The organism is Kribbella sp. CCNWLW201 (assembly GCF_037203805.1).
Taxonomy (GTDB): Bacteria; Actinomycetota; Actinomycetes; order Propionibacteriales; family Kribbellaceae; genus Kribbella.
This window is the reverse complement of sequence record NZ_JBBCBQ010000003.1, coordinates 372,782-393,029: the sequence shown is the minus strand read 5'-3', so window position 1 is coordinate 393,029 and position 20,248 is coordinate 372,782. Positions and strand designations below refer to the sequence as shown.

General features: G+C 67.0%; 22 protein-coding genes. 16 read left to right on the top strand and 6 right to left on the bottom strand.

Features of this window, described 5'->3' with window-relative positions; translation table 11 throughout:
- The first annotated feature begins 19 nt into the window (after nucleotides 1-19).
- Genes V9K99_RS17290 through V9K99_RS17280 form a run of 3 tightly spaced genes read left to right on the top strand, consistent with a single transcriptional unit; the run spans nucleotide 20 to nucleotide 3,080 of the window.
- Nucleotides 20-1,078: an ABC transporter substrate-binding protein gene (locus V9K99_RS17290; RefSeq protein WP_336999964.1), complete on the top strand. Its 1,059-nt coding sequence runs from the start codon at nucleotides 20-22 to the stop codon at nucleotides 1,076-1,078.
- Nucleotides 1,078-1,857 (top strand): ATP-binding cassette domain-containing protein, encoded by a 780-nt coding sequence (locus V9K99_RS17285; RefSeq protein ID WP_336999965.1) that lies wholly within the window; start codon nucleotides 1,078-1,080, stop codon nucleotides 1,855-1,857. The genes V9K99_RS17290 and V9K99_RS17285 overlap by 1 nt, the downstream gene beginning before the upstream one ends.
- Nucleotides 1,854-3,080 (top strand): sugar ABC transporter permease, encoded by a 1,227-nt coding sequence (locus tag V9K99_RS17280; protein WP_336999966.1) that lies wholly within the window; start codon nucleotides 1,854-1,856, stop codon nucleotides 3,078-3,080. The genes V9K99_RS17285 and V9K99_RS17280 overlap by 4 nt, the downstream gene beginning before the upstream one ends.
- A 130-nt stretch (nucleotides 3,081-3,210) precedes the next feature.
- Here V9K99_RS17280 and V9K99_RS17275 read toward each other — a convergent pair whose 3' ends face one another.
- The gene (locus tag V9K99_RS17275) at nucleotides 3,211-3,951 is read right to left on the bottom strand and encodes a MerR family transcriptional regulator (protein ID WP_336999967.1); all 741 of its coding nucleotides are present in this window, start codon (nucleotides 3,949-3,951) and stop codon (nucleotides 3,211-3,213) included.
- An 85-nt stretch (nucleotides 3,952-4,036) separates the two neighbouring features.
- On the opposite strand from V9K99_RS17275, the gene V9K99_RS17270 reads away from it, so the two are divergent.
- From V9K99_RS17270 to V9K99_RS17245, 6 genes are all read left to right on the top strand, one after another.
- Nucleotides 4,037-5,257, top strand: coding sequence for an acetyl-CoA C-acetyltransferase (locus tag V9K99_RS17270; RefSeq protein WP_336999968.1), 1,221 nt, complete (start codon nucleotides 4,037-4,039; stop codon nucleotides 5,255-5,257).
- Nucleotides 5,254-7,389, top strand: coding sequence for a 3-hydroxyacyl-CoA dehydrogenase NAD-binding domain-containing protein (locus tag V9K99_RS17265; RefSeq protein ID WP_336999969.1), 2,136 nt, complete (start codon nucleotides 5,254-5,256; stop codon nucleotides 7,387-7,389). The genes V9K99_RS17270 and V9K99_RS17265 overlap by 4 nt, the downstream gene beginning before the upstream one ends.
- Nucleotides 7,390-7,681: 292 nt before the next feature.
- Nucleotides 7,682-8,968: an ABC transporter substrate-binding protein gene (locus V9K99_RS17260; RefSeq protein ID WP_336999970.1), complete on the top strand. Its 1,287-nt coding sequence runs from the start codon at nucleotides 7,682-7,684 to the stop codon at nucleotides 8,966-8,968.
- Nucleotides 8,965-9,924, top strand: coding sequence for a carbohydrate ABC transporter permease (locus V9K99_RS17255; protein ID WP_336999971.1), 960 nt, complete (start codon nucleotides 8,965-8,967; stop codon nucleotides 9,922-9,924). The genes V9K99_RS17260 and V9K99_RS17255 overlap by 4 nt, the downstream gene beginning before the upstream one ends.
- Nucleotides 9,924-10,808 carry a carbohydrate ABC transporter permease gene (locus V9K99_RS17250; protein ID WP_336999972.1) on the top strand — a complete coding sequence of 295 codons (885 nt, stop codon included), beginning with the start codon at nucleotides 9,924-9,926 and terminating at the stop codon, nucleotides 10,806-10,808. The genes V9K99_RS17255 and V9K99_RS17250 overlap by 1 nt, the downstream gene beginning before the upstream one ends.
- 294 nt (nucleotides 10,809-11,102) lie before the next feature.
- Complete coding sequence (locus tag V9K99_RS17245) at nucleotides 11,103-11,636, top strand: hypothetical protein (protein ID WP_336999973.1); 534 nt, start codon at nucleotides 11,103-11,105, stop codon at nucleotides 11,634-11,636.
- 51 nt (nucleotides 11,637-11,687) lie between these two features.
- Here V9K99_RS17245 and V9K99_RS17240 read toward each other — a convergent pair whose 3' ends face one another.
- Nucleotides 11,688-12,158, bottom strand: coding sequence for a hypothetical protein (locus tag V9K99_RS17240; protein ID WP_337336398.1), 471 nt, complete (start codon nucleotides 12,156-12,158; stop codon nucleotides 11,688-11,690).
- Nucleotides 12,159-12,279: 121 nt separating this feature from the next.
- Entirely contained in the window at nucleotides 12,280-12,684 is a 405-nt protein-coding gene (locus V9K99_RS17235) for a hypothetical protein (protein WP_336999975.1), read from the bottom strand.
- Between the two features lie 145 nt (nucleotides 12,685-12,829).
- Here V9K99_RS17235 and V9K99_RS17230 point away from each other — a divergent pair, with 145 nt between their 5' ends.
- Nucleotides 12,830-13,501: a hypothetical protein gene (locus V9K99_RS17230; protein ID WP_336999976.1), complete on the top strand. Its 672-nt coding sequence runs from the start codon at nucleotides 12,830-12,832 to the stop codon at nucleotides 13,499-13,501.
- A 32-nt stretch (nucleotides 13,502-13,533) separates the two neighbouring features.
- On the top strand, nucleotides 13,534-13,755 hold the full coding sequence (locus tag V9K99_RS17225) for a hypothetical protein (protein ID WP_336999977.1): 222 nt from the start codon (nucleotides 13,534-13,536) through the stop codon (nucleotides 13,753-13,755).
- 156 nt (nucleotides 13,756-13,911) lie between these two features.
- On the opposite strand, the gene V9K99_RS17220 is transcribed toward V9K99_RS17225, so the two are convergent.
- Nucleotides 13,912-14,442: a YbhB/YbcL family Raf kinase inhibitor-like protein gene (locus V9K99_RS17220; protein WP_336999978.1), complete on the bottom strand. Its 531-nt coding sequence runs from the start codon at nucleotides 14,440-14,442 to the stop codon at nucleotides 13,912-13,914.
- 127 nt (nucleotides 14,443-14,569) lie between these two features.
- Here V9K99_RS17220 and cobT point away from each other — a divergent pair, with 127 nt between their 5' ends.
- The 5 genes from cobT to V9K99_RS17195 are packed head-to-tail and all read left to right on the top strand — an operon-like array spanning nucleotide 14,570 to nucleotide 18,742.
- Complete coding sequence (gene cobT / locus V9K99_RS17215) at nucleotides 14,570-15,610, top strand: nicotinate-nucleotide--dimethylbenzimidazole phosphoribosyltransferase (RefSeq protein WP_336999979.1); 1,041 nt, start codon at nucleotides 14,570-14,572, stop codon at nucleotides 15,608-15,610.
- Nucleotides 15,607-16,821 (top strand): uroporphyrinogen-III C-methyltransferase, encoded by a 1,215-nt coding sequence (gene cobA / locus V9K99_RS17210; RefSeq protein WP_336999980.1) that lies wholly within the window; start codon nucleotides 15,607-15,609, stop codon nucleotides 16,819-16,821. The genes cobT and cobA overlap by 4 nt, the downstream gene beginning before the upstream one ends.
- The gene (locus V9K99_RS17205; RefSeq protein ID WP_336999981.1) at nucleotides 16,818-17,633 is read left to right on the top strand and encodes a TrmH family RNA methyltransferase; all 816 of its coding nucleotides are present in this window, start codon (nucleotides 16,818-16,820) and stop codon (nucleotides 17,631-17,633) included. Before cobA ends, V9K99_RS17205 begins: the two co-directional genes overlap by 4 nt.
- Before the next feature lie 8 nt (nucleotides 17,634-17,641).
- Complete coding sequence (locus tag V9K99_RS17200; protein ID WP_336999982.1) at nucleotides 17,642-18,178, top strand: GNAT family N-acetyltransferase; 537 nt, start codon at nucleotides 17,642-17,644, stop codon at nucleotides 18,176-18,178.
- A 12-nt stretch (nucleotides 18,179-18,190) separates the two neighbouring features.
- Nucleotides 18,191-18,742, top strand: coding sequence for a phosphotransferase-like protein (locus tag V9K99_RS17195; protein ID WP_336999983.1), 552 nt, complete (start codon nucleotides 18,191-18,193; stop codon nucleotides 18,740-18,742).
- Nucleotides 18,743-18,745: 3 nt separating this feature from the next.
- On the opposite strand, the gene def is transcribed toward V9K99_RS17195, so the two are convergent.
- Complete coding sequence (def, locus tag V9K99_RS17190) at nucleotides 18,746-19,351, bottom strand: peptide deformylase (protein ID WP_336999984.1); 606 nt, start codon at nucleotides 19,349-19,351, stop codon at nucleotides 18,746-18,748.
- A 79-nt stretch (nucleotides 19,352-19,430) separates the two neighbouring features.
- A complete protein-coding gene (locus tag V9K99_RS17185) occupies nucleotides 19,431-20,246 on the bottom strand; it encodes an LLM class F420-dependent oxidoreductase (RefSeq protein ID WP_336999985.1) in 816 nt (271 codons plus the stop codon).
- Between the last annotated feature and the right edge of the window lie 2 nt (nucleotides 20,247-20,248).

Sequence of the window (20,248 nt, the reverse complement as noted above, 5' to 3'; positions counted from 1 at the left end):
GGTTGAGAGGTGTGGTCAGATGAGGCGGTTCATGGTGTTGGCGGTCGCTGGGCTGGTGGCGCTGGCGTCGGCATCGTGCGGTGCGGACGAGGGCGGCACGGCGGGCGGTGGTTCGGACGCGAAGATCGCCTTCCTGATGCCGGACATCGCCTCGACCCGGTACGAGCTGTTCGACGCGCCGCTGTTCACGGCGAAGATGAAGGAGCTCTGCGCCGGGTGCACCGTGCTCTACCAGAACGCCGCCGCCGATCCGGCCAAGCAACAACAGCAGGCGAACTCGATGCTGGCCCAAGGCGTCAAGGCGATCGTGATCGACCCGGTCGACTCCGCCGCGGCCGCCTCGATCGTGCAGACCGCGCAGAGCCAGGGTGTCCCGGTGATCGCGTACGACCGGCCGATCCCGGACAAGAAGGCCGACTACTACATCTCGTTCGACAACGAGAAGATCGGCCAGCTGATCGCCCAGTCGCTGGTCGACCACCTGAAGGCGACCAAGGCGACCGGCGGCATCCTGCAGGTGAACGGATCGCCCACCGACGCCGCGGCCGGCCTGATCAAGAAGGGCATCCACAGCGCGGTCGACCCGAGTGGCTACAGGCTGCTCTCCGAGTTCGACACCCCGGGCTGGGCGCCGCCGAAGGCGCAGGAGTGGGTCAGCGGTCAGATCACCCGGTTCCCGAACCAGATCGCCGGCGTGGTCGCCGCGAACGACGGCACCGGCGGCGCGACGATCGCGGCCTTCAAGGCGGCCGGTGCCAAGGTCCCGCCGGTGACCGGCAACGACGCCGAGTTGGCGGCGCTGCAGCGGGTCATCGCCGGCGACCAGTACAACACCATCTCGAAGCCGATCAAGATCGTCGCCGACGCGGCCGCGGTGGTCGCCCATGAGTTTGCCCAGGGCAACAAGCCGGCCGGGAAGACGACCCTGTTCGACACGCCGTCCGAGCTGTTCACGCCGACTGTCGTGACCAAGGAGAACATCGCCGAGATCCTCAAGGAGCCCGGGTTCGCGGTGAAGATTGCCGACGTCTGCACGGCGGAGTACAAGGCGGCCTGCACGGAGCTGGGCCTGAGCTGATGGCGACGCTGCACCTGGACGGCATCAGCAAGCACTTCGGTGCCGTCGCGGCCCTGACCGACGTCGACCTCACGGTGGACGCCGGTCAGGTGGTCGCGATCGTCGGCGACAACGGCGCGGGCAAGTCCACGCTGGTCAAGGTGCTGTCCGGCGTCCATGCGCCGGACGCGGGCACCATCGTCTTCGAGGACCGGGAGGTGACGATCCCGGGCCCGGCGGCGGCGCACAAGCTCGGGATCGCGACCGTGTTCCAGGACCTCGCGCTGTGCGAGAACCTCAACGTGATCGAGAACCTCTTCCTCGGCCAGGAGGTCGGCCCGTACCGGCTCGACCACGTCGCGATGGAGGTCAAGTCCTGGGAACTGCTGCGGCAGTTGTCGGCCAAGCTGCCCGCCGTCCGGCTGCCGGTCGCGGCACTGTCCGGTGGTCAGCGGCAGACGGTCGCGATCGCGCGGTCGCTGCTCGGCGACCCGAAGATCATCATCCTGGACGAGCCGACCGCCGCCCTCGGCGTCGCCCAGACCGCCGAGGTGCTGAACCTGATCGACCGGCTCCGCGAGAACGGCCACGGCGTGATCATGATCAGCCACAACATGGCCGACGTCCGGGCAGTCGCCGATCAGGTCGTCGTACTGCGCCTCGGCCGCAACAACGGGGTGTTCGACGCCCGCAGTACGTCGTCAGAAGACATCGTGGCCGCGATCACGGGCGCTGCGGACAACGTGGTCGCTCAACGTGCCGCCCGGGTTCAGGACAGCATCGAAGGAGTCGACCAGTGACCGCAGCCGATCTGACCGACGAGCGGCTCCGGCAGGCGTCCGGACTGCGCGGGTCCGTAACGGCCCTGGTGGACCGGGTCCGGGCCGGTGAGCTCGGGGTGCTCCCGGTGGTCGCCGGGCTGCTGGTGATCTGCGTGGTGCTGCAGATCATGAACCCGATCTTCCTGTCCAGCACCAACCTGGTGAACCTGCTGATGGAATGCGTCCCGGTCGGGATCATTGCCCTCGGCATCGTCTGCGTCCTGCTGGTCGGCCAGATCGACCTGTCGGTCGGTTCGATCAGCGGACTGTCGGCTGCGCTGATGGCGATTCTCTTCGTCAAGGAGGGCTGGCCGGCCTGGGCGGCGGTGCTGCTCGCGCTGGTCACCGGGTGCGCGATCGGGTTCCTGTACGCCGAGATCTTCAACCGGGTCGGGATTCCGACCTTCGTGATCACGCTGGCCGGGCTGTTGTCGTTCCTCGGGTTGCAGCTGAAGGCGCTCGGCGCGATCGGGTCGGTGAACCTGCCGTACGACTCCGGACTGGTGCAATTCGCGCAACTGCAGTTCGTCCCCGCCTGGTTGTCCTACGTCCTCGTGGTGCTGGCAGCGGGTGTGCTCTTCGCCGTCGGCTTCCTGCACGCGCGCAAACGTCGTACGGCGTCCTTGTCCGCCCGATCGACCCAGTTCCTGTTGGTGCGGAGCGGCGTACTCGCGCTGGGTCTCGGGTTCGCGGTCTGGTACCTGAACCGGACGCGGGGGATCGGCTGGATGTTCGTCCTGTTCGTCGCACTCGCGTTGGTGCTGCACTATGCGCTGACCTCGACCAAGTGGGGCAAGGCGGTCTACGCGGTCGGCGGCAACGTCGAGGCGGCACGCCGGGCCGGCATCAACGTGCGGCTCGTCTACACGTCCACCTTCGCCATCTGTACGACGCTCGCCGCCTACGGTGGTGTCCTGGGCGCCGCCCGCCTCGCCGCAGCCAACCAGGCGAGCGGCGGTGGCGACGTCAACCTCAACGCCATCGCCGCAGCCGTCATCGGCGGTACGTCGTTGTTCGGCGGCCGAGGCACCGCCTTCGCCGCCGTCCTGGGAGTCCTGGTGATCCAATCCATCTCCAGCGGATTGACGTTGCTTAGCCTCGACTCCTCTTACCGCTTCTTCGTCACCGGCGTCGTACTGCTGCTCGCAGTGGGCGTCGACTCACTGGCCCGCCGTACCCGAACGTCTCACGGCCGCGCGTAGGACGGGCTCACCCCCGCCGCCCGCCATTTGAGGGGTCAACCCCTCATGTGGTGGGTTGCGGAGGCAAAATCTGTCTCCGCAACCCACAAACCAAGGGGTTGACCCCTGAAATGGTGGGCGCGCGGCGGACCTAGCGGCGGGGTGGTCTGGTTCCAGTACGGCGGATGGTGTCGCGCTGGGTCTCGCCTACGGCTCGTTCGTAGGCGAGGATCAGGCCCTGGATGGTGACAGGTTTGAAACGCTCGACCAGTTGCTGGATGTGCTCCGGGGGACCGCCTGAATCGCGGTAGTGCGGCCAGACCTTGGTGCGGAAGACCTCGGTGAGTTCCTCGGCGATCGCCCGGCCGTGCTCGGTGAAGATGCGGCCGGCGTCGAGCACCGCCTCGACCGGCAGATCCAGGTCGAGCAGCTCGACGCCGAGGCTCAGGTGTGCGGTCGCGACCTGGAAGACGTCTTCGTCCGGGGTCGGCTCGACCACTCCGAGGGCGACCAGCATCTCGATGTCGTCATCGGTGAGTTCGCGTCCGGTACGACGTACCAGCGCAGGCCGGTCCAGGGTCTCCGGCAGGTCGCGCATCCAGGGCGTCAGCAGCGTCCGGTGCAGCGCGATGTCCTGTGGCGTCGCGTCGGCCGGGATCCGTTCCAGGTACCCCTCGATCGCCGACAACGTGAACCCGTGCGCCTGCAGCTCCCGCACCAGGTCCAGCCGCGCGATGTGCTCCGGCCCGTAGTATCCGACCCGCCCGCGCCGGATCGGCGGCGGAATCAGCCCGCGGCCGGCGTAGAACCGCAATGTCCGCACTGTCATCCCGACCCGCGTCGACAACTCGTCGACGGTCAGGGTCGCCTCGTCCCCCGTGACTTCAGACATGGCGGAGATCATAACGAGGCCCCTTGACTATCGTGACACCAGAACTGTCACAATCAGGGGGACGACTCGAGCTGACGGGATCATCATGACCAGTGAAGCCTTTTTGTACGACGCGATCCGCACGCCACGTGGCAAGGGCAAACCGGCCGGTGCGCTGTACGAGGTCAAGCCGATCCAGCTGATCACCGGCCTGCTGCACGAGCTGCGCAACCGGCATCCCGACCTCGACCCGGCGACGATCGACGACGTCGTTCTCGGTGTCGTCACCCCGATCGGCGACCAGGGCATGGACATCGCCCGTACGGCGGTTCTCGCGGCCGGCTATCCGGAGACGACGGGCGGCGTGCAGCTCAACCGCTTCTGCGCGTCCGGTCTGGAGGCTGTCAATCAAGCGGCTCAACGAGTCCGATCCGGTTGGGAAGACTTCATCCTCGCCGGTGGGGTCGAGTCGATGTCGCGAGTGCCGATGGCCTCCGACGGCGGAGCCTGGGCGATGGACCCCGAGACCGCGCTCGAGGCGAACTTCATCCCGCAGGGCATCAGCGCCGACCTGATCGCGACCCTCGACGGCTTCTCCCGGACCGACGTCGACGCATACGCCGCCGAGTCGCACGCGCGGGCCGCCAAGGCCTGGGCCAACGGCTACTTCGCCCGCTCGGTGGTCCCGGTCAACGACCGCAACGGCCTCCAGATCCTCGACCACGACCAACTGGTCCGCCCGGGGACGACGGTCGATACGCTGGCCGGACTGCCTGCGTCGTTCGCCGCGATCGGGGAGCACGGCGGATTCGACGCGGTCGCGCTGGAGAGATACCTGACGGTCGAGCGGATCGAGCACGTGCACCACGCAGGCAACTCGTCCGGCATCGTCGACGGCGCCGCCCTGGTTGCTGTCGGCAACGAGAAGGCCGGCGAGGCGCTCGGCCAGGCACCCCGCGGCCGGGTGGTCGCGACCGGCGTCAGCGGCGCCGACCCGACCATCATGCTCACCGGTCCGGCGCCGGCCGCCCGCAAGGCGCTGGCCAAGGCCGGCCTCGAGGTGAGTGACATCGACCTGTTCGAGATGAACGAGGCGTTCGCCGCCGCGGTCATGCATTTCATGAAGGATCTCGGCGTACCGCACGAGAAGGTGAACGTGAACGGCGGCGCGATCGCGCTCGGCCACCCCCTCGGTGCCACCGGCGCCATGCTGATCGGAACCCTGCTGGACGAACTGGAGCGGCGTGAGCTCCGGTACGGACTGGCCACCCTGTGCGTCGGCGGCGGAATGGGCGTCGCGACGATCATCGAGAGGCTTGCCGCATGATCTCCTGGAAGAACGTCGAGGGTGTCGTCACGTTGACGATGGATGATCCTTCCGCGTCCGCCAACACCATGAACGAGGCCTACATCGCCGCGATGGGGCAGACCATCGAACGTTTGCAGGCGGAGAAGGATGCGTTGAAGGGCGTGGTGATCACCAGCGCCAAGCCGACGTTCTTTGCCGGCGGCAACCTGCAGATGTTGTCCCAGATCCAGCCGTCGCAGGCTTCTGAAGTCTTCGACACGCTCGAAGAGGTCAAGCGCCAGCTGCGTGCTCTGGAGACCCTGGGCATCCCGGTCGTTGCCGCGATCAACGGTGCCGCCCTCGGTGGTGGGCTCGAGATCGCGCTGGCCTGTCACCACCGCATCGTTGCCGATGACAATCGCATCGAGATCGGCGTACCCGAGGTGACGCTCGGCCTGCTCCCGGGTGGCGGCGGTGTGACCCGTTCCGTCCGCATGCTCGGCCTGCAGGACGCCCTGATGAAGGTGCTCCTCCAGGGCCAGCGGATGAAGCCCGCGCACGCCCAGTCCGTCGGCATCGTCGACGAGGTGGTCCCCGCCGACGATCTACTCGACGCGGCCTACCGGTGGATCGCGTCGTACGACGGTGACGCCAAGCAGCCGTGGGATCGCGACGGTTACAAGATCCCCGGCGGTACGCCGTCCTCGCCGAAGCTGGCCGCGTTCCTGCCGGCCTTCCCGGCGAACCTGCGCAAGCAGCTGAAGGGTGCGCCGTACCCGGCGCCGCGGGCGATCATGAGTGCCGCGGTCGAGGGCAGCCAGGTCGACTTCGACACCGCGTCGCGGATCGAGTCGCGGTACTTCGTGTCGCTGGCGACCGGGCAGATCGCCAAGAACATGATCCAGGCGTTCTTCTTCGACCTGCAGGCGATCAACGCCGGCGCTTCGCGGCCCAGCGGCGTACCGAAGTACAAGGCCCGCAAGGTCGGGGTGCTCGGCGCGGGCATGATGGGCGCCGGGATCGCCTACGTGTGCGCGAAGGTCGGCATCGAGGTGATCCTGAAGGACGTGTCGCTCGAGGCGGCGGCTCGGGGGAAGGCGTACTCCGAGAAGCTGCTCGCGAAGCAGGTGCAGAAGGGCCGGACGACGCCTGCCCAGGTGGAGGAGTTCCTCAGCCGGATCACGCCGACCGCGGACCCGAACGACCTGGCCGGCTGCGATCTGGTGATCGAGGCCGTGTTCGAGAGCGAGGAGCTCAAGCAGAAGGTCTTCGCCGAGATCGCCGGCGTGGTCGAGCCGGACGCGCTGCTCTGCTCGAACACCTCGACCCTGCCGATCACCTCGCTCGCCGACGGGATCGACCGGCCGGACGACTTCATCGGCATGCACTTCTTCTCGCCAGTCGACCGGATGCCGCTGGTCGAGCTGATCGTGGGGGAGAAGACCTCGGACCGGGCCATCGCCCGGGCGTACGACGTGGTCCGGCAGATCAAGAAGACGCCGATCGTGGTCAACGACAGCCGCGGCTTCTTCACCTCGCGGGTGTTCGGCACCCTGGTGATGGAGGGTGCCGCGATGGTTGCCGAGGGCGTGGACCCGGTGATGATCGAGCGGGCCGCGACCCAGATGGGCTTCCCGGCGCCGCCGCTGGCGATGCTCGACGAGGTCACGCTGACGCTGCCGCAGAAGATCCGCGACGCGGCTCTGGCCGCGGGCGACAACGCGGGTGCTTTCGACGATCACCCGGGGATGGTCGTGACCGACCGGCTGGTCAACGAGTTCGACCGCCGCGGGAAGGCGGCCGGTGCGGGCTTCTACGACTACCCGTCGGACGGGCCGAAGCGTCTCTGGCGGGGTCTGTGGGAGGCCTTCCCGCGCGGCGGCGCCGTACCGGTGATCGATCTGCAGGAGCGGATGACGTTCGCGATGGCGCTCGAGACGGTCAAGTGCCTGGACGAGGGAGTACTACGCTCTGTCGCCGACGCGAACATCGGATCCATCTTCGGCATCGGGTTCCCGCCGCTGCACGGTGGTGCTCTGCAGTACATCAACGCGTATGGGCTCCCGGCGTTCGTGACCCGGGCGCGCTCACTGGCGGCGTCGTACGGGAAGCGCTTCGAGCCGCCCGCGCTGCTGGTCCGCAAGGCGGAGGCCGGCGAGATCTTCAGCTGACCACGCAGCGACACCGACCCACACATTCGAACAAATAGCAGCGCGCCCGGTCTTGCGCCGGGCGCGCTTTTGAGCGATCGTGCTAGCACTTCTCCAACGATTCACCTGACTGACCTGGGCGCCGGAATCGTCGGGTGCGGAACTCCGTGCCCGAAACGTCATGTGCCGAAGGCTGTTGCGTTGTTCGCTCGAGTTGTACCGTGTGCGAAATCGGAGATGCTTAACGGAGTTAAGTAACTCGGAACCGTCGGCGTCGTACCCCTGCGGCGCCGCTCTCGGGAAGGTGGAAGTTATGCCTGCTCATGTTCCGAACGCCGGCTTGACCCGGCGGGATCTGCTCAAGCGGACCGGCGGTCTGGCGGCCTTGGCCGCGCTCACCGCCGCCTGCGGGGGCAATACCGGCAGACCGTCCGGCGGCGGGGGAGAAGGCGGCGGCGCCAAGGTCACGCTGTCGCAGTGGTACCACCAGTACGGCGAGACCGGCACGAAGGAAGCGGCCCTCAAGTACGCCAAGGCGTACCCGGACGCGAACGTCGCCGTGCAGTGGACCCCGGGCGACTACGCCAGCAAGCTGTCGTCCGGCCTGCTGTCCAACAAGGGGCCGGACGTCTTCGAGAGCCAGCTCAACATCGGCATGGTCAAGAGCAACCAGGTGGTGGCGCTGGACGACATCATCGCCGACGTGAAGGACGACTTCCAGCCGGGCGACCTGGCCACCAACACCGTCGACGGCAAGGTCTACGGCATCCGGATGATCGTCGACCCGCAGGTGATCTACTACCGGAAGAGCCTGCTGGACAAGGCCGGAATCAAGCCGCCGGAGACGATCGACGACCTGATCGCCGCGGCCAAGGAACTCACCACGAACAAGGTGAAGGGCATCTTCGTCGGCAACGACGGCGGTCTCGCGATGGGCGCACCGGCGCTGTGGTCGTCCGGCGGCGACCGCCTGACCGAGGACCACAAGCCAGGCTTCAACAACGCGCGTGCGGCCCAGGCGTTCTCCAAACTGCACCAGCTGTACGCCGACAAGAGCGTGCTGCTCGGGGCTCCGACGGACTGGTGGGATCCGGGGGCGATCAACCAGGGCCTGGTCGCGATGCAGTGGATCGGCATGTGGGCGGTCCCGGGCATGCAGAAGGTGCTGGGTGACGACATCGGCGTGATCCCGTTCCCGAAGCTGGACGCGGAGGGCAAGCCGGCCGTCTACTCCGGCGGCTGGACGCAGTTCGTCTCGGCGAAGAGCCCGAACATCGACGCGGCGAAGAAGTACGTCAAGTGGCTGTGGATCGACAAGGAGGACTTCCAGGAGGACTGGTCGCTGAACTACGGCTTCCACATCCCGCCGCGGAAGAGCCTGGCCGCCAAGGCGTCCAAGCTGCAGAGCGGTGTCGCGGCCGACACGGTCAAGCTGACCCAGGACTACGGCCACACCGATGACCCGGCCTGGACTCCGAAGATGAACACGGCGTTCAACGACATGCTCACCAACATCATCCGGAAGGGAGCCGACCCCGCCACGGAGATCCCGAAAGCCGAGAAGACCGTCAACACCGAACTGACCCGGCTGTTCGGATGACCAGTACGACATCTCCGAAGGTCGTCGGTCCCGCCGCCACTGGTGAGCGGCGGGGCAGGCGGCGCAGGCAGGGGATCGCGGGGAACACCCGCTGGTTCTGGATCTTCGTCGGGCCGTTCGTCCTCGGCCTGCTGATCTTCTCCTACCTGCCGATCATCTGGAGCCTGGTCCTCAGCTTCTTCGAGGCCTACAACACGGTCACGCCGTCGAAGTTCGTCGGGTTCCAGAACTACGTCGACATGCTGACCGACCAGGCCTTCCTGTCCAGTCTCGGCACCTTCTCGGTCTTCGCGCTGTTCATCGTGCCGCTGACGTTCGCGTTGTCGCTGGCGCTGGCGTTGCTGGTCAACCAGGTGAAGGTCGCGCGCGCGTTCTTCCGGTCCGTCTTCTTCCTGCCGACCGCGTGCTCGTACGTGGTGGCCTCGCTGATCTGGAAGTTGTCGATCTTCAACGGTGTCCGGTTCGGCCTGGCCAACACGGTGCTCGGCTGGTTCGGTATCGACAACATCGCCTGGCTGTCGACCATCGAGCCGCCGTGGTACTGGATCCCGCTCATCACGGTGCGGTTGTGGCTGCAGTTGGGCTTCTACATGATCCTGTTCATCGCCGGGCTCCAGCGCATCTCGCCGACGTTGTACGAAGCGGCGTACGTCGATGGTGCCAAACCCGGCTGGCAGGTGTTCCGCTACATCACGCTGCCACAGTTGCGTGCCACGTCGGTCGCCGTACTGATCCTCAATCTGATCGCGGCGTACCAGGCGTTCGACGAGTTCTACAACCTGATCGGCAACGCGAGCTTTGCCCGGCCGCCACTGGTGTACCTCTACGGCATCTCGCTGGGCTCGATCCAGGACCTCGGCCACGGCTCGGCCGGCGCCCTGATTCTGGCGGTGATCATCATGCTCGTCACGCTGCTGCAGAACAGGATCTTCGGATTCGGGAAGGCCGGTGACTGATGGCCCTTTCGGAGCGTACGACGGGAACGCCGCAGCCGATCGGGTTCAGCCGGAGCGCGGCCGGCCGCGTCGGTTTGGTGCTGCGGTGGATCGCGCTGTTCATCGCGGTGGTGTTGTTCCTCCTGCCGTTCTACCTGATCCTGCGCAACGCGTTGTCGACCGAGGCCGACATCACGGCGCCGGACTGGACGTTGTTCCCTCGCGACTTGCAGTGGGGGAACATCAGTGAGCTGTTCAACGACACCCAGGTGCCGATGGCGCGGTCGCTGTACAACTCGGCCGTGGTCGGTGTTCTGGGGACGGCGGGACAGTTGCTGCTGGCATCGATGGCGGGGTACGGCCTGGCCCGGATCCCGTATCGCCACGCGGACAAGGTGTTCTACGCGATCATCGCTACCTTGATGATCCCGGGCGCGGTCACGTTCATTCCTTCGTTCATCGTGGTCTCGTCGCTGGGGTGGGTCAGCTCGCTGCGGGGGTTGATCATTCCGACGCTGTTCAGTGGGTTCGCGGCGTTCCTGTTCCGGCAGTACTTCCTGAACTTCCCACGAGAGTTGGAGGAGGCCGCCCGGGTGGACGGTGCCGGGCATTTCGGGGTCTTCTGGCGGATCGTCGTACCGAACTCCCTGCCGTTCTTCGCGGCCCTGGCCGCGATCACCTTCATCGGCAACTGGAACTCGTTCCTCTGGCCCCTGGTGATCGGCCAAGACTCATCCTCGTGGACGGTCCAGGTCGCGATGTCGACGTTCGTCACCGCCCAAACCATCAACATCCACGAACTCTTCATGGCCGCCGCAGTCTCGATCCTCCCGCTGGTCCTGATCTTCCTCTTCCTCCAGCGCTACCTGATCCAAGGAGTAACCCAATCCGGCATCAAAGACTGAGGCCCGAAAAGGACACAGCCTCCGGCGGCGGCTGTCCTGTTGGCCGGCTCCGTCGGCGCCGCCGACCAGACCACGGGCCGGTGTGATCGGCGCGACCCAGCTGTGTGACCACATCAACCCAAGTCCACCAACGAGTTGAGAAGCTCCGGCGGGGAGTCCACCAGGCTCCCCGCCGGCCGCGCCGCGCACCCGGCCGGCCTGATCGGCGAACGAACTGCAAACACCCGAACCACAAACTCCAACCCTCCAAGGTGAGGCTGGGTTCTACGTCGGGGTGCGCTGGATAATCGGTGGGTGTCGTATTTCGATATCGAGGGCTACCAACCGCGGTGGCTCAACGGCCGCCGCGCGGTCGCCGACGCCCACGGTCGGCGGCTTGGTGCGCTGGTCGGACGTCGCCTCGACCGCGTCTGGCTGGTTTGGGACCGCGGTGCCGACGAGTGGTTTGCCTTTGGCCCGGTGCTGTTGGACTTCGGCGGAGAGCAAGTGGAGGTCAACCACCAGAAGTTCAGCGACCTGTCCATCACCTGGAACACCGTGGACCCCGTCGGGCAGGCGACCTGGTCGAATGGCGACGATGACCCGGAGGTCTACACCTTTCATCTGGGTTGGCGACATGACGCCCGGCCCGAGTTGGCGGTCCTCGAAGGCCGGCAGCTGACAGCTGTCGAGCTGCTCGAGTGGACTGGTGGCGACGTCGCCGACGGCATGGTCGCGGTCAGTTTCGTCTTCGCCGACGAACGGATGACGATCAGCAACGCCCTCGATGAGAACGCTCTGGAACTGGGAGCGCCGCACCACAGCTACCGAACGCATCCGCTCCATTGATCACGAGGTCAGGGCCGGAGTACTAGCCGACCAAGGATCAGAACAAGCCTGTCAGAGGTGTCGAGCGGCGAAGTGGTCGGGAGTGCTGTCAACCACCTGCACCGACTGCAGCTTCAGCTCGAACGAGCCGTGCAGCGACTCGCCGGCGATCGCGAGGACTACACCTGTGTCGCGGTCGATGACGATCTGCAGTAGCCGACCGTCATCGGTGGCTGCGGTTCGGATGTCGGCGGGTCGTTGCTCGAACTGCTCGGGGTCGGCTTGCTGACTGCCGGGCTGGAGCGTGGCCGCGGACCACGCCAGTGCAGCAGACAGGCTGACGAGCGCCTGAGCCTCAGCCGCAGTGTCGCGAGGCACCATGAGGACTTCCTCGCCGTTGTGTGCGCATTCGCGGACCTGACCGTCAGCCGCGGTGAAGGCACTCGAGTCGGTCGTCTCCAGCCAGATCAGCCGGCCGTCGAGACCTCGGACACAGATGGCGTCCGCACCGATCAGCAGTCGCAATGTGCGCGGTGCGTACATCAGCGCACCGCTGCTGGCCACCTCAGCGATCAAGGTGTGGCGAGGATCAACTATCTGTTGCCGGGAGGTGTTCGACCCCATGGTCCAGTCAGCGGTACTCACGCCGTACCCAACGCAGACGTCACTCCAGCAGACTAGCCCGGCGTTCTAGGCGCGGCGGATCGTGGCGAGCCAGGCCGGGGCACCGTTGGCGTCGTGGAATCTTGTGCGGAGCCGCTCCGACATGATCGCGACGATGTTCCAACCAGCGCCAGGGATGAAGGCTGCCTTCAGGTCTTCCTGGCTGACCGGTTGCGGGCCGGTATCGGGCCTCCACCGCCTCGTTGACCACGTGGGCCGGCTCGTTCAGCAGCGTCTGGACGTCGAACCCGCCGATCTGCGGGTCACTCAACACCGCCGCCAAGGCGTCAGCATCCGCAGACGGAGCCCGCAGCTCACTGAGCCCGGGGTCCTGGTACGCCGTACTAGCCACGATCAACGCGCTACGGCCACCCCGAACCGACTCCAGCCAGGATCCACCAGCCATGCGCTCACTGTGGCGTCACCCCGCCCGCCTGTGAAGACAACAACACACAGCCAAGGCGCTCTGGCAGTGACGCCGTATCCAGGAGTGTTGATAATGCACAGGGGGAGGGGACGCGACGCCGGAGATCGCGTCACGGGGGAGGGTCATGAAGAATCGTTGTGCATGGTTGCGCTCGACGGCAGTCGCGATATGCGTTCTGCCGGCGCTGTGCACCGGCTGTATCGTCAACGCGCCTAATGTCACGCCGGAAAGTTCCGCGCCGACGACACCTCAGGTGTCGGCGACAGCCAAGGCTTCCGTGACAGAGGCGCCATCTGAAGCAATTGAGCCCAGCCCGAGCGCATCACCCAAGCCCTGGACCGGACCCGGCGTGTACTCCTTTGCGTACCAGGGTGCTGTCGGAACGATCCAGATCCCGGCGTCCATCATGGACCCGCGCTTGGAGAGGTACGGCGACTATCGCAGGCTGGCCAAGGCCCCGGCTATTACCTACGTGATCGCCCAAGTCGACAATCAATCGGACGACACGATCAATATGTACGAGGTTGTCATCGTGACCGATGCCGGTCAGCAGATCGAGGCAACCTCGATCAGCAACTACGTCGACGCCTGGAGCAACGCTTTCGCAGGAGAGGGCGGCGACATCAAGAAATACACCAAGGGAATCGAACTCTCGAACGCCAGCAACTTCTACCTGCACCCGGGCGCGAAGGGAACCGCGATCCTCGGTGCCAAGGAACCGATCAAGACGGTCAAGCGAGTGTTCGTCTACCCAGCCGGCGCCTTCGACAGAGTCGAAGCACGAAGGATCAAATGAGCGCCCTGATCGCTTTGACGACTGGCTAAGCCGTGGCGGGGCTGATCCTGGGGCCGATTGTCGTCGCGTTCTCTTGGTTCGGGCAGACCGACTGGGTAGTGAATCGGATCGTCGAGGGCTTCATCCGGAGTGGCCAGGCTACGGATCTCGATCGGGATGTTCACGTCCGTCGACTCAAAAGGGTGCCCATCGTCGGTATGGCGATGGGTGTTTTCGTGTTTGGCCTTTGTCTTGAGGACCTGCTGTTCCCCTGACGACAGTCCGTTCCGTGCGGAGTCGCCTCGGGGGTTTGCGTTGAGGCGACTCCGCGTGGGCCGTTGATCAAGCGGGCTGCAGCACGCGCCCGGGATGAGTGGGAGCGGCGGCGAGCACGCGACGGCAGGAGCGGGCGTAGCGGCGCGTGGGGCGAACTACTCGGGGATCTGGTAGGTGGGGGTGATTATGGCTCGGGCGAGGGTGTGGAAGGCTAGGTTGAAGCTGACTACGGCTGGGGTGGCGTCGGAGTCGACGTCTAGGGCGTCTACGTCGATGGCGTGTACGACGAAGTAGTAGCGGTGGACCTGGTCGCCTGCGGGCGGGGCGGCGCCGCCGAAGCTCTTGGTGCCGAAGTCGTTGCGGACGTGGAAGGCGCCGTTGTCGAGGCGCTCGGTGGTGCCGGCGCCGGTGTCCAGCGAGGTGACGGTCGCGGGGAGGTTGACCAGGACCCAGTGCCAGAAGCCGGACACGATCGGGGCGTCCGGGTCGAAGCAGGTGACGACGAAGGCCTTGGTCTCCTCGGGGAACCCGGACCAGCTCAGCTGCGGTGACGTGTTGCCGCCCGCGAAGGCGTGGTCGTCCGACAGCGGCTCGGCGTTGGCCACGTCGGTGCTGGTGACGGTGAAGGAGCCGGCCTTCGGGAGGAGTTCGTACGGGTCCGGTGCGACGGGCCGATCGAGGGACATCTGTGATCCTCCGGGATCTCGCGACGTGTGGTGATTCCGACATTACTGTCCACATCACACGGATACGTCTCGGGGCACCCGCTCGAGGATGCGAAGATCGGACCACACGACGAGTGGAGGACGTGCGGTGGAGGAGTACCTGGCCCGGATCGGTCCGGCGGACGAGGCGGCGATGCGGGCTGCCACGGAGCGGCAGCTCGTGTTGACGAAACCGGCCGGTTCCCTCGGGGTGCTGGAAGAGCTGTCGGTCCGCGTCGCCGGAATGGTCGGCAGTTGTCCGCCCGCGGTCCCGGGGCCGGCCGTGGTGACTGTTTTCGCCGCCGATCACGGTGTGCACGCACAGGGCGTGTCGCCCTGGCCGCAGGAAGTGACCGCCGCGATGCTGGCGAACTTCGCGGCCGGGGGTGCCGCGGTGAACGCGTTCGCGGCGAACAACCGGGTCGATGTGCGCGTCGTCGACGTCGGCGTGGCGACGGACGTCAACGAGTTGGACATCGTCCACGCCAAGGTCCGCCCGGGCACCCGGGACCTGTCCACCGAGCCGGCGCTCACCGAGGACGAGGCCAGAGCGGCGATCGCGGTTGGGTTCGATCTGGCCGACTCGCTGGTGAAGGACGGCTACCGCTGCCTGCTCACCGGTGACATGGGGATCGCCAACACGACCGCCTCGGCCGCGCTGATCGCCACCTTCACCGGCTCGACCGCACAGGTCGTGACCGGCCGCGGCACCGGCATCGACGACGCCACACTGGCCCACAAGACCAAAGTGATCGAGGACGCTCTCGCGCTGCACGACGTACCGGCGTCGGAGCCACTGAAGGCTCTCCAGGCGTACGGCGGCCTCGAGCACGCTGCCCTGGCCGGGTACATCCTCGGCGGAGCGGCGAACAAGGTGCCGGTCATCCTGGACGGGGTGATCGCGGGCGCCGCAGCCCTCGTCGCGCAGGCGTTCAGCCCCGCCGTGATCGACTACTGCGTCGCCGGGCACCGGTCGGCGGAGCCTGGCCACGCGGTGGCGCTGAAGACGCTCGGTCTGCAGCCGCTCGTCGACCTCGACCTGCGGCTGGGTGAGGGGACCGGCGCCGTACTGGCGTACCCGATCCTCACCTGTGCGGTCCGTGCGCTCGGTGAGATGGCCACCTTCGAGTCCGCGGGGATCAGCTCGTGACGAGTCAGTACCTGTCCGGCCTGGTCCTCGAGGGGCGCCGAGTGGTGGTCGTGGGAGGCGGCGGAGTCGCCCAGCGTCGGCTGCCACGGTTGCTCGAGTCCGGTGCGCAGATCGACCTCATCTCGCCGTCGATCACCCCGACCATCGAGGGCCTCCTCTCCAACCCGTCGCTCAACTGGACCGAACGCGGCTATCAGTACGGCGATCTGGACGGCGCCTGGTACGTCGTCGTCGCCACCGACGACGCCGCGGTCAACGACCAGGTGTCCCAGGAAGCCGAGGAGCGGCGGATCTTCTGCGTCCGGTCCGACGATCGATCCCGCGCGACGGCCTGGACGCCGGCGTCGGGGCAGCACGACAACGTGACGATCGGCGTACTCGGCGGTGGCGACCACCGGCGTTCGGCCGCGGTCCGCGACGCGATCCTGGAAGAGCTGCGGACCGGTGAGCTGGCTGCGCGTGAGGTCGACAGGAAGCCCGGCGTGTACCTCGTCGGCGGGGGACCGGGCGACCCGGACCTGATCACCGTCCGCGGACGGCGGCTGCTCGCCGAGGCCGACGTGGTCGTGGCGGATCGGCTCGCCCCGCAGCAGCTGCTGGACGAGCTGCACCCCGACGTGGAGCTCTTCGACGCCGCCAAGCTCCCGAGGGGCCGGGCGGCGCAGCAGGAGGAGATCAACCGGATCCTGGTCGATCGGGGTCGGCAGGGGAAGGTCGTCGTACGGCTGAAGGGCGGCGACCCGTACGTGTTCGGCCGTGGTTTCGAAGAGGCCCTGGCGTGTGCGGAGGCCGGCGTACCGTGGACGGTCGTGCCGGGGATCACCAGCTCGATCTCGGTGCCGGCGGTGTCCGGAATCCCGGTCACGCATCGCGGCGTGACGCATGAGTTCACCGTCGTGTCGGGGCACATCCCGCCGTCGCATCCGGACTCGTTGATCAACTGGGACGCGCTGGCGCAGCTGTCCGGCACGTTGGTGCTGCTGATGGCGGTCGAGAACCTGCCCGCGATCACCGAGCGGCTGATCGCCGCCGGTCGCCCAGCCACCACACCCGCCGCGGCGATTGCCGACGGCACCCTTCCGGGCCAGCGGATGGTGACGTCCGACCTGGCCGGGATCGCTCGAGCGATGGCCGACGAGGGCGTCGGCGCTCCAGCGATCGTTGTCATCGGCAACGTGGTGGAGGTTGCGGCACAAGTGCGATCGACATGAGTCCGCTCGTCCCGCTGGACGATCCGGCCGACCAGCGGCTGGCGGACTACGTCCAGCTGCGGGAGGTGAGCCTGCGCCGCCTCCTGGAGGAGGAGCACGGGCTGTTCATTGCCGAGGGCGACAAAGTGATCCGCCGGGCCGCGGACGCCGGATACGAACCGCGGTCGTTCCTGCTCGCGCCACGGTGGCTGGAGTCATTGAACGACGTCCTCGCGAAATGGCCCGAAGCGCCCGTGTACGTCGTTTCCGAGGAACTGGCCGAGCAGGTCACCGGCTTCCACGTGCACCGCGGCGCGCTGGCGTCGTACAAGCGTCAGCCCGCGGTCCCGCTTCACGAATTGCTCGAGCAAGACGTACGGCGGATCGCGATCTTCGACGACATCGTGGATCACACGAATGTCGGTGCCGGGTTCCGGGCGGCCGCGGCGATGGGTGTCGAGCTGGTCCTGGTGACGCCGACCTGCGCGGATCCGCTCTACCGGCGGTCGATCAAGGTGTCGATGGGCACGGTCTTCCAGGTGCCGTGGACCCGCCTCCAGTCCTGGCCGGGCGACCTCGAAACTCTGCAGGAGCAAGGCTTCGTGGCCGCGGCGTTCGCGCTCACCGACGACTCGATCACGCTCGATGACCTGGCCGCGCGGCGGGACGAGCGGCTGGCGCTGATCTTCGGCACGGAAGGGCACGGGCTCAAACCGCACGTGCTCGAAAAGGCAGACCTGACCGTGCGCATCCCGATGGCAGGCGGCGTCGACTCCCTCAACGTGGCATCCTCGGCAGCAGTGGCCTTCTACGCCACGCGACCTGTCGTTTAGGGGGAGACATGCGTACGACGGAACGCCTGGTACTGCGCCCGTTCCGTGACGAGGACCTGGAGCCGTGGGCCGCGCTGAACACGGATCCCGAGGTGATGCGGTACCTCGGCGGCGTGCCGCTGAGCCGGGAGGAGTCCGACCGGATCGCGTCGGGTGTCAACAAGCGGTACGCGACCGACGGCACCGGGTTCCTGGCGATCGAGCGTCGCACCGATGGAGCGTTCATGGGGGCGTGCGGGTTGCAGTTCACCCCGTGGTACCCGGATTTCGAGATCGGCTGGCGGCTGGCCCGCGCGTATTGGGGTCACGGCTACGCGACCGAGGCGGCGTCGTCCTGGCTGGAGCACGGCTTCGCGACGATGGGGCTCCCGCGCGTCATCTCCGTCACGGATACTCCGAACCTGCGCAGCATCGGCGTGATGCGCCGGCTCGGCATGAGCTTTGACCACGAGGCGGAGCTGGAGGAGGACGGCGTACTGTTCGACGCCACCATCTACTCGATGACGGCCGCGGCCTGGAGCAAGAAAACCGGTGGACGCGGGTGATGTGATGGGCGCATGCCGAAGGTTGTGCTCGTCACCGGGATGCAGGCCGCCGGAAAGTCGACGATCGCGCCGCTGCTGGCCGCCAGGCTAGGTCCGCCCGCGGCGACGTTGGACGGTGACGTCTTCTTTCGCGGGGTCGTCGCCGGTGCTGAGATCATGACGCCCGACCCGTCACCCGAGGCCGTGCGTCAGTTGGAACTTCGGTACGACGCCTCCGCGCTGATCGCCCAGCATTACGCCGACGCCGGATTCGACTTCGTCTGCAGTGACATCATCCTCGAGCACCACCTCGAGCGGTGGTTCGGGAAGCTCCACGACGTCGAGACCTACCTCGTCGTGCTGGCGCCGACCGTCGAGTCCGTGGTCGAGCGGGAGTTGGGGCGCGGTGGCAACAACTCCTACCGCGACTGGCAGGAGACCGGCAGTCTGACGGACGCTGTCAGTGCGTTTCAGGTCTACCTGGACAGGACTCCGCGCCGGGGGTTGTGGCTGGATACGAGCAGCCAGTCGCCGGCGGAGTCTGTCGAGGCGATTCTCGCGGACCTGCCGAAGGCCCGCTGGTAGACCTCAGGTCGCCCGGGTCTCCTCGTGGTGGTCTTCGTGCTCGACCATCGGGGAGACGGGCCAGTCGGCCGGGTAGTCGGAGGCCAGCTCCTCGGCCTCGCCGAAGAGGCGCTTGCGGTACTTGCGGGAGAGGCGATCGCCGAAGACTGTGCCCTGGGTGTGGTCGGTCTCGTGCTGCAAGCAGCGCGCCAGCAGGCCGGTGCCTTCGAAGGCGACCGGCTCGCCGTGCTGGTCGACGCCGGTCACCCGGGCGAAGTCGGGACGGGCGCACTTGGTGAACGCGCCGGGCAGCGACAGGCAGCCCTCGTCGCCCTCGTCGAGGCGGCGGTCCTTGCCTTCGGGGAGCTCGATCACCGGGTTGCAGACGACGCCCTGGACCCGGTTGCCGTCCTTGTCCGGGCAGTCGAACACGAACAGCTGCAGGTCCACGCCGACCTGGTTCGCGGCCAGGCCGACACCTTCGGCCGCGTTCATGGTCGCGACCATGTCGGCGACGAGCTTCTGCAACTCGTCGCCGAACTCGGTCACAGGCTTGTTGACCCGGTGCATGACGTCCTCACCCCAGCGGGTGATGGGCCGCACCGAACCGTCAGCAGGCAACGTAGACATGCCGGAAATCCTACCCAGACACCGTTGCGTCCGAAGAACTGTGGGCTGTAGCCCTCAATTCTTCGGACGCAACGAGCGGTCAGCGGGCGTTGAGCTCGTCGCGCCAGGCGACCCACTCACGCAGCAGGCTCAGGTCGTAGTCCGGGCCGGAGGCGTGGATGGTGAACAGCCGGGTGCCGACGTCGTACAGCGCCTTGCCGATCTCCTCCGGCCGCTTCGTGCCGACGCCGGCCGAGCGCTCGATCTCGCCCGGGTCGCGGCCGATCGTCTTGCAGTGCTCGTCCAGTACGGCGTGCTTGTGCGCGATCGTCTCCGCATCGCCGAACCCGTGCCAGATGTTCGCGTGCTGGGCGACCAGCTTCAGCGTCTTCTTCTCGCCGCCGCCGCCGATCAGCACCGGGATGTCGCGGGTCGGCTTCGGGTTGAGCTTGGCCCACCGCTGCTCGATCCGCGGCAGCGCCTCGCCGAGCGCGTCCAGCCGGCCGCCCGCCGTACCGAACTCGTAGCCGTACTCGTCGTAGTCCTTCTCGAACCAGCCGGAGCCGATGCCGAAGATCAGCCGGCCGTCGCTGATGTGGTCGACCGTGCGGGCCATGTCGGCGAGCAGGTCGGGGTTGCGGTAGGAGTTGCAGGTGACCAGGGCGCCGAACTCGATCCGCTCGGTCGCCTCGGCCCAGGCGGCGAGCATGGTCCAGCACTCGAAGTGCAGGCCCTCGGGCTCACCGCTCAACGGATAGAAGTGATCCCAGTTGAAGGCGACGTCGACGCCGATCTCCTCGGCCGCTGCGACGGTCCGCCGGATATCGGCGTACTGGGCATGCTGGGGCTGAATCTGGAGGCCGATCCGCACCGGGAAGGCGGCGTACGGACGGTCGGTGGACTCGGAATCTGTCATGG

Excerpts from the sequence above, each read along its gene's own strand:
- V9K99_RS17195 (WP_336999983.1), top strand. The coding sequence starts at position 18,191 with ATGCCGAAGGTTGTGCTCGTCACCGGGATGCAGGCCGCCGGAAAGTCG.
- V9K99_RS17275 (WP_336999967.1), bottom strand. The coding sequence starts at position 3,951 with ATGTCTGAAGTCACGGGGGACGAGGCGACCCTGACCGTCGACGAGTTG.
- V9K99_RS17255 (WP_336999971.1), top strand. The coding sequence starts at position 8,965 with ATGACCAGTACGACATCTCCGAAGGTCGTCGGTCCCGCCGCCACTGGT.
- V9K99_RS17235 (WP_336999975.1), bottom strand. The coding sequence starts at position 12,684 with ATGGCTGGTGGATCCTGGCTGGAGTCGGTTCGGGGTGGCCGTAGCGCG.
- V9K99_RS17205 (WP_336999981.1), top strand. The coding sequence starts at position 16,818 with ATGAGTCCGCTCGTCCCGCTGGACGATCCGGCCGACCAGCGGCTGGCG.
- V9K99_RS17185 (WP_336999985.1), bottom strand. The coding sequence starts at position 20,246 with ATGACAGATTCCGAGTCCACCGACCGTCCGTACGCCGCCTTCCCGGTG.
- V9K99_RS17290 (WP_336999964.1), top strand. The coding sequence starts at position 20 with ATGAGGCGGTTCATGGTGTTGGCGGTCGCTGGGCTGGTGGCGCTGGCG.
- V9K99_RS17230 (WP_336999976.1), top strand. The coding sequence starts at position 12,830 with ATGAAGAATCGTTGTGCATGGTTGCGCTCGACGGCAGTCGCGATATGC.
- V9K99_RS17285 (WP_336999965.1), top strand. The coding sequence starts at position 1,078 with ATGGCGACGCTGCACCTGGACGGCATCAGCAAGCACTTCGGTGCCGTC.
- V9K99_RS17200 (WP_336999982.1), top strand. The coding sequence starts at position 17,642 with ATGCGTACGACGGAACGCCTGGTACTGCGCCCGTTCCGTGACGAGGAC.
- V9K99_RS17265 (WP_336999969.1), top strand. The coding sequence starts at position 5,254 with ATGATCTCCTGGAAGAACGTCGAGGGTGTCGTCACGTTGACGATGGAT.
- V9K99_RS17240 (WP_337336398.1), bottom strand. The coding sequence starts at position 12,158 with ATGTACGCACCGCGCACATTGCGACTGCTGATCGGTGCGGACGCCATC.
- V9K99_RS17250 (WP_336999972.1), top strand. The coding sequence starts at position 9,924 with ATGGCCCTTTCGGAGCGTACGACGGGAACGCCGCAGCCGATCGGGTTC.
- V9K99_RS17270 (WP_336999968.1), top strand. The coding sequence starts at position 4,037 with ATGACCAGTGAAGCCTTTTTGTACGACGCGATCCGCACGCCACGTGGC.
- V9K99_RS17260 (WP_336999970.1), top strand. The coding sequence starts at position 7,682 with ATGCCTGCTCATGTTCCGAACGCCGGCTTGACCCGGCGGGATCTGCTC.
- def (WP_336999984.1), bottom strand. The coding sequence starts at position 19,351 with ATGTCTACGTTGCCTGCTGACGGTTCGGTGCGGCCCATCACCCGCTGG.
- V9K99_RS17220 (WP_336999978.1), bottom strand. The coding sequence starts at position 14,442 with ATGTCCCTCGATCGGCCCGTCGCACCGGACCCGTACGAACTCCTCCCG.